A 13,125-nucleotide genomic window follows, 5' to 3' on the forward strand; every position below is an offset into this window, starting at 1 on the left:
CGGCGAGCACGATCAGGGACCGTGCCGGCCGTGGGTCGTGGCCGAGGGGACGGTCATCGGACAACCGCCACTCGGCGGCGGGCGGTAGGCGGTGTTGCGGCGGTGGCCACCCGTAGGCTCGAATGATGCGGCCGGTGTCGTTGCCTTCGATGCATCGCAGGTAGTGGCCGACAAGTTCGTCCATCGGCACCGGACGCATGCCGGGGAACTGGCCAGCGAATGCGTCGACGGAGTCGCCGACCATGGTCGGGCTGACGACGTTGATGCGCATCTCCCGTGGTAGCTCGATCGCAGCCGACAGGACGAAGCTGTGGAGGGCGCCGCTGATGACGCCGCCGCCGGTGACGTGGGGCCATGCCTGGTCGGCGAAGATGCCTGAGGTCAGCACGAAGCCGGCGCGGTCGGCGCAGCAGTGCTGGCCGGTGAGAACCAGATCGACCTGGCCGAAGAACTTTGCCCGCATGTTCGCAAGCAGTGCGTCAGATGTAAGTGCCGTGAACTCGTCGAGCGCGCCGTGGGCTGCGATGCTGACAACACAGTCGACCGTCCCGGCGTTGCGGTACATGGCCTCGATTGTGGTGTGCACGGTAAGGTCGACATGCACGTCGCCCGATGTGCGCCCGGCCACGACGACGTCGTGGCCGCGAGATCGCAGCACGGGCACCAGCCGCTGTCCGATGGTGCCCGCACCGCCGACGACGATGATCCTCATCGTGCTTTCTCCTCTGCAGCCAGGGTTTGGGGCGCGACACGCGGTTCAAGGCTTTGAGCCAGTAGGGTCAGCGCGTCCGCGTCGGGCGTGCCGGCACGCGCGTAGAAGAGCCCCATCTGCTGATCGTCGTCGGGCAGGGCGACTGTCTCATTGCCGAGAGTCACCCGCCCGAGGACGGGATGATCGAGCTCACGCTGATAGTACGAGCAGGTCCGCACCGGGCGTCGTGCCCACATTCGCGCAAACTCGGGGCTGTCGGTGGCGAGTTGCCCGATAACGTGTTGCAGCTCGGGATCCGACGGGTGCCGCGCAGCCGCCTGGTGCAGTGCTGCCACGGTGACATGCGCTTTGTCGTCCCACTGGCGGTACAGTGCGCGGTGGTGTGCGTCGAGGAACAACATTCGGGCGATGTTCGGCCGAATCCGCCCGTCCGGCGCGTCTATGTCGACATGACCAGCGAGCAGAGCGTGACCCATGCGATTCCACCCAAGGACGTCAGCACGGTGGTCGATCACGATCGCCGGTGTTCCGGAGACGGCGGCGAGCAGATCACGCAGTGAGGACCGTAGCTTGCTTCTGCGCGATCGAGGCCGAGTCGCTCGTTGTCGCGGCATGGCAAGGACCCGCAGATGCTCGTGCTCAGCCGGGTCCAGCTGCAACGCCGCAGCCAGCGCATCGATGACGGCGCCGGAGGCAGTACCACTGACCCCCTGCTCCAGCCGCGTGTAGTAGCCGACACTGACGCCGGCCAGCTCGGCGAGCTCCTCCCTGCGAAGTCCGGGAACCCGCCTGGCCGTGGCTCCCGGCTCGATACCCGCTGCGACCGGCGTCAGCCGTTCGCGCCGGCTCCGCAGGAACCCGGCAAGATCGTTCCCTCTGGCGTTGATCACCCATCCATGGTCGCGCTGATCAGCGTTTTCCACCTGCCCCAAACAGGGACACCTTCACCCGCAGTGGAACCGACTGCGCATTGGTCCTCCGTGACCCGGCCTGAGCCGGGGCCGCGCGGCGACGCGGCCCCAGCCGGCGTGACGGCCGCGGGCCTCGTGCTTCAGCCGATGTAGACCGTATTCGTCACCGTCGTGCCGTTCCACTTCGCGGTGATCCGCGCGGTGCCGCCCAGGGGTGCCGAGGCCGCGACGGTCACCGGGACGCGCACGCCGGGACTGCCGGCTGGGACGGTCACTGTCGCCGGCACCGTCACGCTGGGGTTGTCGCTGGTCAGCGCAATTGTCGTACCGGCAGGGTTCAGCGCGGTGCCGATACCCACGGCAAGTTCTCCCTCGGTACCCGGCCGCACCACGGCGGCACCGAGCGCGAACGTCATCGGAACGGCCACCAGCGGCGCGACGACCCGCGAGGTGCCGAGGTCGGCCGACGGCCACACCACCGCTGGCGAGTCCGCGCCGGTGATCGTCGCCGGGAACGTGGCTGTCGTCCGGCCCGCCTCGACGACGACGTACGGCGGCACGTACACGTTGGGCCCGTAGCTGGTGTTGCTCCACAGGTCCACGGCGATCCCGCCCTGGGGCGCTGGTTTCTTGAGCGTGACCGTGCCGGTCGTCGTCGTGCCGACGACCGCCGCGCCGGGGTCGAACCGCAGCTCGGCCACCGCCCGCGTCGACGGGTCCGCGGCCAGCACGGTGACCTCGGCGACCTTGATGAGGGGCGTTCCGCTCATCTGGGCCCACAACGATCGCACGACGTCGGTCGACGGTGCGGACAGCCGGAAGGGGAAGCTGACGCTGGTGGCCCCGGCCGGCACGTGGACGCTCGGTCCTGCGCTGTTGGTGTAGACGACGTCGCTGGCGGTGATCGAGACATCGATGCCGCCGGCGGGGGCCGGACCGGTCAGCCGGATGGTCTGCACCGCTGCGTCGCCACCGGTGATGGTCGACGGCGACACCGAGCCCGGCGCCAGCATGACGGCGGCCGCCGGTGACCGCGACGGCGTGGCCGTCGGGGACAGCGAAGGGCGGGGTCTCCTTGGCGGCGCCGCGTTCGCGGGAGCCGATGCTGCGAAGATGAGAACAACTGTCGCCGCGGCGGCCGGACCGCCGACCCATCGAATCATGTCCCGCATATCGATGCCCCCTCATGCGCGCCAGATACCGCGAAGGTAGCCGTCCGGCGCGCGGGTTCTCCAGATCGCAGCCTGGTCCTTCCTCGGTCCGTAAGAAATGGACGTCAGCATCGGACCGGCCCATCCGTCTCGTGAGGCCCTGGCATCACCAGCCATGCACGCTCACGCCGTGTGCCCGCAGCTCGCCGATGATGCCGGGCCATCGCTCGTGGTCATTCGTTCTGGCAAAGTTGACAATCTCGAGTTCCGTCAAGGCAGGCAGGTTGGTCAGGGTCTCGAGGTCGCGATGGTCGTCGATTGCGTCGACCACGAGGCGGCGCAGGCTCGTGAGCGTGGCAAGCGGGGCGAGGCTGCAGGGTGCCACCATGGAGTTGAGATTCAGATCGGTGAGCGCCGTGCAGTGTCCGAGCCCGTCCAGGTCGGCGATCGAGAAGTGTCCGCCGAAATGCCACCAACCGGGGTACAGCATGTAGATTTCGCGGTCCCCGTCGAGACACAGCCGGGTTACCGTTGCCAGGTCTTCGGCGGTCAGCGGAAGCGTGTGCAGGAACCGCTCCAGCTGCTCCCCGCGACCGCGCGGCCCGCTGCCTCATGCTGAGCGCCCTCGGCGGCGGTGGGGCGTGTCCTCGCGGCGCTGCTGATCGCCTCGGTGTGCTGTGATCCGGAACGGGCATCGGTCAGGAAGCGGGCCTCGGGCGGACCTTGTCGTGGACCGCCCGTCGCACAAACTCCGCCAACCGATCGGCCATGACTGCCCCGCACAGGTGTAGACCAAGCCGCCCTCGTGCAGCGCGAAAGACCCATCACGGAGGGGCAAAGACCGCCGGCCCGGCACGAGGCCCATCAGCACGACGCCCAACCCCAACCCGCACACGAGAGCAGGAACGATCATGGCCCCGCGGGGCGCGCCCGCGTTGGCGAAGACGATGAGCGACAGCACGCCCAACACCGTGGCGATCACACCGAGCGGCACAGCCACCGCGCAGATCCTTTTGCGTCGACGGTTGTCGGTCTCGAAGCACTCGATGAAGGCACCCAGGTCGCGCTCGACCGTCATCCGTATCCCAAACGTCCTCCGGCAACGGGATCACCGTGACGTCGCCGTAGTATTCCGGCTTGGCCGGGGAGCGGTCTGCGCGGCGAGCCGGATCGTCGCACCGTCAGGCGCGGGCATGGTCTGCCGCGACGATCCGGGCGGCCCGCACGAAGGCCGCGACATGCCGTGACCGGCTGCCCTCCGGCCAGGCCACGACAAGCGTCGCCGGTGGGGCGTCTCGCACCGCACGGTACGTCACGCCGCGGTAGGGCCGGTCCAGCGCCGACTCGTCGACGAGTGCCACCACCCGGCCCAGCGCGACGAGCTGCATGAGCTCGCCGGCGTCGCGCACCACCGGCCCGGGGCCGCGGTCGACCGCCTCCGGCCACCGCGGCATCGTCTCGCCGGCCAGGTCGGCCAGGCACACGCTGTCACGGGCCGCCAGCCGATGCCCCTCGGCCAGGGCGACCACCCGCCGCTGCACGCTGAGCGCCTCGCGGGCCAGCCCCTGCAGGTCGTTCTGCGGATGGTGCAGCAGGCCCACGTCGGCTCGCCCGCTGTGCAGCATCGCTGCCCGCTCGCCCAGCGAGAACGCGAACTGCACCGGCAACGCATCCGGCTCCGACTCGTACGCGGCCAGGATCTGCGGCAGCATGCCTCCGTCGCCGCCGGGCTTCATCGCGAGTACCAGCGACTGCTGCGCGGCGCCCGCCCGACGCGATCGGCGTACCGCCGCCGTTATCGCATCAAGCGCCACGCGCGCCTCGCCGAGCAGCACCTCACCCGCCGCGGTGAGCTGATTGCCGCGGCTCGTGCGCACCAGCAGCGCGACACCCATGCGATGCTCCAGCCGCCGGATCGCGCGCGACAGCGGCGGCTGCGCGATGCCGAGCCGGGCCGCGGCCCGGCCGAAGTGCAACTCCTCGGCGACCGCCACGAAGTACCGCAGCTCGCGGGTCTCGACGTCGTCCATACCATAACGGTATCGGCACCCACCCGATCGATCTTGGACGCCCGCCCCGCCGCTCTGCTCGGATAGGGGTATGTCGACAACGAGGATCGCCCTGGTGACCGGGGCCAACCGGGGTATCGGCGCGGCGATCGCGCAGGGGCTCGCCGAGCGCGGCCTGACCGTGGTCGTCGGGGCGCGCGACGCCGCCTCCGGCGAGCAGGCAGCGCAACGTCTCGGCGGCCGTGCGGTGCCGCTCGACGTGACCGATGACGGCTCGGTGCGCGACGCTGTCGCTCGCGTGGAGCAGTGGTACGGACGGGTCGACGTGCTCGTCAACAATGCCGGCATCTCGGGCGGTCATGCGGGTCAGCTCGCCGGCGAAGCGGACCTGGCGGTCATGCGTGCGGTGTTCGAGACAAACCTGTTCGGCGTGGTTCGGCTCACCGAGGCGTGCTTGCCGCTGCTGCGCAAGGCGGTTGGCGCCCGCGTCATCAATGTCTCGAGCGGCACCGGGTCGCTGGCCTGGCAGTCCGACTCGAGCCATGCGTTCGCCTCGTCGCGGATCGCACTCGCCTACCCGGCGTCGAAGGCTGCACTGAACATGCTCACCGTGCTGTACGCCAAGGCCCTGGCCGCCGACGGGATCACGGTCAACGCAGTGGCGCCCGGCGCATGTGCCACGGACTTCGCCGCCGCACTGGGCCTGTCGTTGGAGCGCACCGCTGAGCAGGGCGCCGCGATCGCCGTACACCTGGCAACCGTGCCGGACTGCCCGACCGGCGCCTTCCTGCAGGACGACGGGCCGGTCCCGTGGTGAGTCAAAGCCCACGTCCGGCCGGCGCCGCTTCGCCGAAGCCACCGTGCGACGATCTCGCAGCCACAGAAGCCGCCGGAGTCCAGTCATGCTCGGCAACGCCGGTGCGGCCTTGACGCGCGGGCCGCGGTCGGGAAAGAGTTGCGGGTGATGACTCGACAGGTGCTCCGCTTGGCCGCGTACGGTTTGTGCATCGTTGATGGTCGGATGCTGTTGGCTCGATACGTTTCGCCGGACGGGAAGCAGCGGCACTGGACCTTGCCCGGTGGCAAGGTCGAGCACGGCGAAGACCCCTTCGATGCGGTTGTACGGGAGGTCGCCGAGGAAACCGGATACGCCGTCGAGGTGGAGCGACTGCTCGGCATCGACTCCCGAAACCGTCATGCGGACTGGGTGGGACCGTTCGGTGGCGAGTTGCACAGCGTCGGCGTGTTCTATGCGATCACCATCATCGGCGGCTCACTTCGCAACGAAAGGGGCGGTTCCACGGACCTTGCCGCGTGGATTCCGATCACCGAGGTCGAGCAGCTGGAAAGAACTGTCGTCATCGACATCGCTCGGAACATGGACCGCAACCGACCGGCGACCGGGCACGTCGAGCCCGTGGCCGTCGGCGGTCTGCTGCGTCACTGACCTCCCGAACCGAGGTCGGCGACGCCACGGACGGCGACATCTACCTGGCCGAGCCGTCCGAGCGCATCGGGTGCCTGGAACGGTTCGTGGCGATGGTACGCGAGGCTGTCCTGTCCTGGTTCACCGAAGCCAGCGACCCCGACTCGATCGTCGGCTCCCGCGCCGGCGACTACACCGGCAACCCGGTCGCACTCCTGGAATGGCTCGCCTCCCGTGGCCGGATCGATCTCATCCACCGCTACGCCGAGCGGTACCAGGGACGGCACCCAGGCAGCGAACAACGTTGGGCCGCCGGGGTCGCCGCCGCGCGCGCCGGACATCCGTGCCCGCTCGGCGGTGACACGCTCGCGCAAGTGGCCTGGTCGACCGCCGTGCTCACCGACCAGACCCGCGACAGCAGCTGACACCTCGAACGACGGCTGCGATCACCCCTGCGCACTCCGACTGAAACTTCGGTGCTTCTCTACCGGTTGATGCGTCGAATGGAGAGCCGCCACCAACGACCCAGCCGTCAGCGGTGAGTCCAACCCCGACGCCGTCGCGCAGCTGCTCGAGGCCGGCCGCGTGACGGTGAACCCGGCCGCGGTGGAGCGAGACAAACGGCGCGGCCGGCTCCTGCGGGTCGAGTGTCCAGCCACTATCGATCCGCGACGCCTAGCATGGCCTCAATGACCTCAGATGAAGCGCGACCCGATGATGTGTCGATCGATCGAGAGCGGATCGAACAGGCCCTGCGACTGCTCTACGGCATACCGGTCGGCGTGGACGTCGCCGCCAAGAAACTTCCCCGCGGCAGCGGCGTCTATGCCTGGTGGGCTGCTCCTTCGATCCTTCCGCAGCTGCCCGGACCAGCGAATATGCACGTCCCGTCGCTACGGCTGGTGTATCTCGGACGGGCGACAAGCCTCCGCGGCCGGATCCTGCGCAACCATCTGCGCCGTTCCGGCAGTTCGACGCTGCGCCGTACGCTGGCCGGGCTGCTCGTCTCCGAGGACTACCGCACGACCTGGACCGATCGCGTCGTCCTGACCGCCGAAGATGAGCGGCGGCTGACCGCTTGGATGTCGGCGAACCTGCGCCTGACCTGGGCCGAGGACGTGGAGGCGGCAAGCATCGAGGCCGAACTCGTCCGTCGGCTGCACCCGCCGCTCAACGTGCACGGCGTCGACTCCGAACACATCCACTCGGCCGTGGTCGCGGCCAAGAACGCCTACAACACCAGCAGTCACCCGGACGATCCCGCACCGCTGCCGTAACCGAACGCCTTGCGCACTCATGGCCGCTGTTGGTGTGCGGCGATTGGATGTACTGCACCGCGGTGGCTTGTGATCGTTGCTGACACGAATGGCCGGCGCAGCTTCGCTGTGTGCTGAAAGGCCCGAGCCCTCGTCCTGGTCACATCGGCGCCTTCGTGTGCCGCGTCGTTGCGCCGGTGGTGCTATGGCAACGAGGGCAGCGACTCCGGTTCGACGTCGGGCGGGCCGGCGAAGAGGATCTCGTTCGAGTTGAGCACCGCCAGCAGTTCTTCGTCGAACCGGTTCCAGTAGACGGTGCCCTCGATCCGCCACGGACTCTTCACGACTGTCGTGCCGCTCGCGTCCAAGGCCCACGGCACGCTGCCCGGCACCCGGCCGAGATAGATCTGGGCCGCGTCGGACAGCGGCAGGTCTCCCGAGGCGACCCGGGCGCACAGCTCCCGCCCCTGCCCGACGACCCAGGTGCACAGGTCCTCGGTCGAGTCCTCCGACCACACGTCTGCGTCGACGAGCACCCCGTCGGCGAAATACCCTTCGACGAGATCGGCGGCGGCCACGACATATGCCTGCCCGTACGCCACGACCACGTCTTTCGGCTGCTGCATCAGCCACGACTCCAGCACATCGAGCCGGTGGCCGGCCGCATCGATGACCAACCAGAACCAGGCCGGTATCTCGGGATCGCTGAAGTCCATACGCAGAACTGTAGGGGTGTCGCGGTTTGGGCACCTCAGTGCCGGCTCGGCCGGCCCGAGCCGGAGCACTGGTCGTTCCCATGGTCGGACAGGCACTCCGTCCGCTGTCATGTCACCGAGACGGCGGTCCCGCTGTCGGTCGCGGGAGACGCCGCCGTGCCGCGGGCGCGGCGCAGGCCGTCGAGCGACCACGGCCCGGCACCGACCACGGCGATGGCCAGGAACGCCCAGCAGAACAGGGCCGGAGCGTCGCCGCCGTTCTGCAGAGGCAGCAGCCCGTTCGGCTGGTGCACCGTGAAGTACGCGTACGCCATGGACCCGGAGGCCAGCACGGCCGCCGGCACTGTCAGGAGACCGACCAGCACCAGCAGCCCGCATGTCAGCTGAATGACGCCGGCGTACCAGCCCGGCCAGGTGCCCACCGCGGCGGCGTGCCCGCTGCCCCGGTTGCCACCGAAAATCCCGAACACCGTCGACGCCCCGTGCAGGGCGAACAGGAGCCCGATCACGATCCGGAACAGTGCCCAGATGGCCTCTGTCAAGCGGTTGCTGCGCATACCGAACCCTCCAGTCGTCACGCGTTCAACTCGCGTTCGCCTATGTATTAGGGCAGCGCACAATTGATGTCAATCGATTGAATTGGCGCCTCGTGCGAGTGGCCCGGACCGCTGCTCCGGACATTGCGGTTGACCGGCTTGCCGTCTGCCTGTGTCCTGCCTGGGAACCTGGGCGCGTCGACGCCATCGCTGAGCCTGCCGGCCGAGTGAAAGATTCACGCTGCCGCCGGTGCGGTGGCTGGGTCCGGCGGGGAGGGTGCATCGGCCTGACGAACGGAGTCGAGCAGACGGGCAATCGGTTGCGGCCTTGATTCGACGCATTCGACGCGGCGCCGGCCCGACCACCTGCTCCGCAGCCGGTCCGGGTCGGCCGGGTCCGCGGAGCAGGTGGCGGCACTCCGTCAGGAAGTCACGTCAGTCCCACGTAGGCCAGTTCGCCGAGGAAGGCGCCGGCGTTGCGGCGGGCGAACTCGGCGAACGTCGTGGGCCGAATGCCGAGGGCCGTGTGGGTCTCAGGGTGCACCACCGACTCGGCGCCCCTCAGCCGTTCGCCCGCCTGGGCATCGAGCGCGTCGACGAAGAACGGCGGAACGCCGGCCGCCAGCAGCGCCTGCTTGCGCTGCTCGCGGGTGACGGCGACGTACCGGATCTCCCGCCCGACGGCGTCGCTCACCCGCTCGGCGATCTCGGCCATGCTCAGAGCCTCGGGCCCGGACATCGCGTATGTCTTTCCCGCGTGCCCCGGCGTGGTCAGCAGCAGCCGGGCGGCCCGGGCGACATCGACGACGTCGACGGGCGCCAGCCTGGCGTCCTGCAACGGTAGGAACAGGGCGCCCTGGGCCAGGATGGTGGGCCACTCGCGAAGGTACTCCGTCATGAACTGTGACGGACGCAGGTGTGTCCACCCGACACCCGAATGTTCGAGATGCTGCTCGATCTTCGCGTGCATGTCGGCGAAGACGAATGAGGAGTCCACGTCGGCAGCGCTCAGACCGGAGAACTTGACGATGTGCTGCACGCCCGACTTCGCCGCGGCGTCGATGAACGCGGTCTGTGTCTCGACGATGTGCGGGTCGGGCGACGAGGCCAGGAGGACCCGGTCCACCCCGGCGAGCGCCCGGGTCAGCGTCTCCGGGCGCGCCATGTCGCCCTCGACGACCTCGACGAGCGGGAACGCCGCAAACCTGGCGGCCTTCGCCGGATTCCGGACGAGCGCCCGGACGGGCTGCCCGGACTGGACAAACGCGCGCACGATGGCCGATGCGGCCAGTCCGCCGGCGCCCGTGACGAGGATCGCGCCCTGGGGCGTGCTTGGAGCTGTCATGTCGTCTCCCATGTTGCTGTGATGATTGCCGGTTCGGCGCGCCCGGTGCCCGGTCATGGCACGGGCATCAGGCCTGCGTCCGCGCAACCTTCGGTCACAGCTACAGAGGCAGCGACGGCGAGGAACTGGGCGGTGGGGGACCGCCCAGTTCCTCCGCCGGACTGGGTCCGGCATTACGGTCGCCGAGTCGACTTGCATCACAAAAGCATTATCGCTAGCTTGATGCAAGTAAGATGCCTGACCCGGCAGTAGCCGGTCGGTGACGCTACCGGCATGACGAAAGCACGACCGACTCCGCTCGGAACGGGCGGGCGCGGCGAGCAGGCGATCCGGGATTTCGTGAAGGAGGTGGCGGTGCCGGCAGAACTGCTGCACCGGGCGCAGGCGGGCGACCGGCAGGCATTTGACGAGCTGGTGCGACCACACCGTAGCGAGCTGCTCCTGCACTGCTACCGCATGCTCGGCTCGCTGCAGGACGCCGAGGACGCGGTGCAGGAGTTGCTGCTGTCGGCCTGGCTCGGCCTTGCCGGGTTCGAGGGGCGATCCTCGCTGCGCACGTGGCTGTACCGCATCGCCACCAACCGGTGCCTCAACCACCTGCGCTCCGCCGCCCGGACGGCGGCGGTCACGGTGCCGTCCGCGCCGTTGCCGGAGCCGACGCGACTGGGTGAGGTGCTGTGGCTGCAGCCGTACCCCGACGCGCTGCTCGACGGGGTCACCGACGCGGCGCCGGGGCCCGAGGCGCAGTACGAGACCCGCGAGGCGATCTCGCTGGCGTTCATCACCGCCGTGCAGTTGCTGCCGCCGAATCAGCGGGCGGTACTGCTGCTGCGTGACGTGCTCGGATATCGCGCCCGTGAGGTTGCCGGACTGCTCGGGCTCACCGAGGATGCCGTCAACAGCGCCCTCAAGCGGGCCCGGGCCACCCTGCAGGCGTCGCGGCCCGCCGGGTCGCCTCCGCCGCCCGGTTCGGCGGCGGAGCGGGCGCTCCTCGACCGTTTCGTCGAGGCGTTCACCGTGCTCGACGTCGACGCGCTTGTCGCGCTCATGACCGATGACGCGTGGGTGCGGATGCCTCCGCTGCCGTTCGAGTACCGCGGCAGCGACGCGCTGCACCGCTTCTTCAGCGTGATCCGGGCCGGTATCGGCGGTGTCGATCGGATGGTACCGGTGCGGGCGAACGGCCAGCCGGCGTGGGGCGAGTACCTTCGTGACCGGATCACTGGCGGTCTGCACCTCGCCGGCGTGATCGTGGTCGGCCTGTCCGGAGACCGCATCCATGAGCTCACCCGGTTCGAGACGGTGGTCGCCCCGTACTTCGGCCTGCCCCGCACCCTCGCTCAGTGGTGAGAGCGGGCCGGCCCGGCCACAGTCGGGCTCGCTGACCGTTAAAAGGACTCCGGCGGCCCGCCGAGGGTGGTTCGCGCCGGTCGATCGCAGGGCTGTTACCCGACGTTGCCAATGCCCGGCCCGGGTTCGGCCAGCACGTCGGCCGTGGCCGGGGCCGTGCCGCACCGGGCGCAGCGCACGTCCAGCCGGACCTCGCCGCCGCAGCCGCCGTGGCGGTAGATGATCGGCGGTCCGTCCGGCGCGGCCCAGCGGTCGCCCCACTCGGTGAGTGCGATGAGCGTCGGCCCGAGATCCAGGCCCTTGGCCGTCAGGAAGTACTCGCGGTTGCCGAGCCGCATGAGGCCGGCCGTGACGAAGGTGTCGAGACGGTTGGTCAGGATGTTCGGCGCGAGGCCGAGGACGCGCTGAAAGTCGCTGAAGCGCGTGGTCCCGCGGAAGATCGCATCGCGCAGGATGAGCAGGCTCCACCGCTCGCCCACCACCTCGAGCGCGCGGGCGATCGAGCAGTTCTGGCTGTCGTACGTCCGTCCAAGCATGCTTCCCACCGATCCGCCGGGCCGCGAGAGACTATCAGGTTCCCACTCTACTTGCATGATAGAACGGGAGTCGCTAGCGTCATGCAAGTAAATACAACACGGGGAGGGCAACATGGATGACGTGATTGCGGTACTTGGCGCGACCGGCCGAGTCGGCAGCCGGATCGCTGACCGGCTCCTCACCGCCGGCCGCCGGGTCCGCGCGGTGAGCCGCAGCGGGTCCGCCCTGCAGCCGTTGGCTGCCCGAGGCGCCGACGTGCGGGTGGGCGCACTGGACGACAGCCGGTTCCTCACCGGCGTACTGACCGGGGCTCGCGCCGCGTTCGTGCTGACGCCGATCAATCTGCGCTCACCTGACGTCAACGGCGAGCAGCGCCGCAACGTCGACGCACAGCTCGCCGCCGTCCGGGCCAGCGGCGTGCCGAACGTCGTCATGCTGAGCACCTGGGGGGCGGAGCTGGACGAGGGATTCGGCGGCGTGATCGGCTGCCACTGGTTCGAGGAGGGGCTGCGGGCGATCGACGGCGTGCACGCGGTGTTCCTGCGGCCGGTCTGGTTCATGGAGAACTTCATGTTCGGCAGCGCCCTGATCAAGTCCGCCGGCATCAACGGGCTGGCCATCGGGGCGGATGTGGCGTTCCCGATGATCGCGGCCACGGACATCGCGGCGGCGGCGTTGCCGTATCTGCTGGAGCCCACCTTCACCGGGCATCGGATCCGCTACCTCAACGGCCCGCGCGACTACACGATGACCGAGGTCACGCGGCTGATCGGCGGGGCGATCGGCCGGCCGGGCCTGCGCTACGTCCGCCTCTCCGACTCCGTGCTCCACAAGGGCGTGACCAGCTCGGGCGCGCTGACGCCCAGCGCCGCCGACGGCCTGCTCGGCGTCTGCCGCGGCATCGACAGCGGCGCCGTACGGGCCGAGGCGCGCTCCGCCGACAACACCACACCGACCACCGCCGAGGAGTTCATCCGCACGACGTTCCTGCCGGCCTTCCACGCCGAGCCGGCGGCGAGCCTCGGCGCCCGGCTCGGTGGCCTGGCGCTGCGCTCGTACCTGACGGTGGCCGGCCGGTGAGGCTGCTCGCATGACGAAAGACCGAGCCCATGACCCAGGTGGTGACGTCGGCGACGTCGCTGCCGGAGCCGACGAGGCTCGGTGCGGTGCTGTGGC

The 13,125-nt window shown here is 69.5% G+C and carries 14 protein-coding genes and 1 pseudogene; 6 read left to right on the forward strand and 9 right to left on the reverse strand.

The window, feature by feature from the left end; genetic code table 11:
* Nucleotides 1-175: 175 nt before the first annotated feature.
* From Dvina_RS55755 to Dvina_RS18750, 5 genes and pseudogenes are all read right to left on the reverse strand, one after another.
* A pseudogene (locus Dvina_RS55755) lies at nt 176-712 on the reverse strand (short chain dehydrogenase); the annotation flags it as partial.
* Nucleotides 709-1,635, reverse strand: a complete 927-nt coding sequence (locus tag Dvina_RS18735; RefSeq protein WP_246656553.1) for a helix-turn-helix domain-containing protein — start codon at nt 1,633-1,635, stop codon at nt 709-711. The gene Dvina_RS18735 and the pseudogene Dvina_RS55755, both read right to left, overlap by 4 nt.
* 128 nt (nt 1,636-1,763) lie before the next feature.
* Nucleotides 1,764-2,786 (reverse strand): hypothetical protein, encoded by a 1,023-nt coding sequence (locus Dvina_RS18740; RefSeq protein WP_223103757.1) that lies wholly within the window; start codon nt 2,784-2,786, stop codon nt 1,764-1,766.
* 154 nt (nt 2,787-2,940) lie between these two features.
* Nucleotides 2,941-3,354: a DUF6892 domain-containing protein gene (locus Dvina_RS18745; RefSeq protein ID WP_380029085.1), complete on the reverse strand. Its 414-nt coding sequence runs from the start codon at nt 3,352-3,354 to the stop codon at nt 2,941-2,943.
* Nucleotides 3,355-3,955: 601 nt separating this feature from the next.
* On the reverse strand, nt 3,956-4,804 hold the full coding sequence (locus Dvina_RS18750; RefSeq protein ID WP_223103759.1) for a LysR family transcriptional regulator: 849 nt from the start codon (nt 4,802-4,804) through the stop codon (nt 3,956-3,958).
* Nucleotides 4,805-4,898: 94 nt separating this feature from the next.
* Between Dvina_RS18750 and Dvina_RS18755 the strand changes: the two genes are divergently transcribed.
* The 4 genes from Dvina_RS18755 (at nt 4,899) to Dvina_RS18770 (ending at nt 7,486) form a co-directional block, all read left to right on the forward strand.
* The gene (locus tag Dvina_RS18755) at nt 4,899-5,600 is read left to right on the forward strand and encodes an SDR family NAD(P)-dependent oxidoreductase (protein ID WP_343217168.1); all 702 of its coding nucleotides are present in this window, start codon (nt 4,899-4,901) and stop codon (nt 5,598-5,600) included.
* Nucleotides 5,601-5,747: 147 nt separating this feature from the next.
* Nucleotides 5,748-6,230 carry an NUDIX domain-containing protein gene (locus Dvina_RS18760; protein ID WP_246656554.1) on the forward strand — a complete coding sequence of 161 codons (483 nt, stop codon included), beginning with the start codon at nt 5,748-5,750 and terminating at the stop codon, nt 6,228-6,230.
* 92 nt (nt 6,231-6,322) lie between these two features.
* A complete protein-coding gene (locus Dvina_RS18765) occupies nt 6,323-6,634 on the forward strand; it encodes a hypothetical protein (RefSeq protein ID WP_223103762.1) in 312 nt (103 codons plus the stop codon).
* A 255-nt stretch (nt 6,635-6,889) separates the two neighbouring features.
* Nucleotides 6,890-7,486, forward strand: a complete 597-nt coding sequence (locus Dvina_RS18770; RefSeq protein WP_223103763.1) for a GIY-YIG nuclease family protein — start codon at nt 6,890-6,892, stop codon at nt 7,484-7,486.
* A 182-nt stretch (nt 7,487-7,668) separates the two neighbouring features.
* On the opposite strand, the gene Dvina_RS18775 is transcribed toward Dvina_RS18770, so the two are convergent.
* The 3 genes from Dvina_RS18775 to Dvina_RS18785 form a co-directional block, all read right to left on the reverse strand.
* Nucleotides 7,669-8,181, reverse strand: coding sequence for a hypothetical protein (locus Dvina_RS18775; RefSeq protein ID WP_223103764.1), 513 nt, complete (start codon nt 8,179-8,181; stop codon nt 7,669-7,671).
* 107 nt (nt 8,182-8,288) lie between these two features.
* Nucleotides 8,289-8,738, reverse strand: a complete 450-nt coding sequence (locus Dvina_RS18780) for a DoxX family protein (RefSeq protein WP_223103765.1) — start codon at nt 8,736-8,738, stop codon at nt 8,289-8,291.
* 409 nt (nt 8,739-9,147) lie between these two features.
* A complete protein-coding gene (locus tag Dvina_RS18785; protein ID WP_223103766.1) occupies nt 9,148-10,062 on the reverse strand; it encodes an SDR family oxidoreductase in 915 nt (304 codons plus the stop codon).
* 273 nt (nt 10,063-10,335) lie between these two features.
* Here Dvina_RS18785 and Dvina_RS18790 point away from each other — a divergent pair, with 273 nt between their 5' ends.
* Nucleotides 10,336-11,412: a sigma-70 family RNA polymerase sigma factor gene (locus Dvina_RS18790; RefSeq protein ID WP_223103767.1), complete on the forward strand. Its 1,077-nt coding sequence runs from the start codon at nt 10,336-10,338 to the stop codon at nt 11,410-11,412.
* Between the two features lie 95 nt (nt 11,413-11,507).
* Here the strand turns inward: Dvina_RS18790 and Dvina_RS18795 are convergent, their stop codons facing one another.
* Entirely contained in the window at nt 11,508-11,948 is a 441-nt protein-coding gene (locus tag Dvina_RS18795; RefSeq protein WP_223103768.1) for a winged helix-turn-helix transcriptional regulator, read from the reverse strand.
* 112 nt (nt 11,949-12,060) lie between these two features.
* On the opposite strand from Dvina_RS18795, the gene Dvina_RS18800 reads away from it, so the two are divergent.
* Entirely contained in the window at nt 12,061-13,029 is a 969-nt protein-coding gene (locus Dvina_RS18800; RefSeq protein WP_223103769.1) for an NmrA family NAD(P)-binding protein, read from the forward strand.
* Nucleotides 13,030-13,125 lie beyond the last annotated feature (96 nt).

Source organism: Dactylosporangium vinaceum (genome assembly GCF_019904175.1).
Lineage (GTDB): Bacteria > Actinomycetota > Actinomycetes > Mycobacteriales > Micromonosporaceae > Dactylosporangium > Dactylosporangium vinaceum.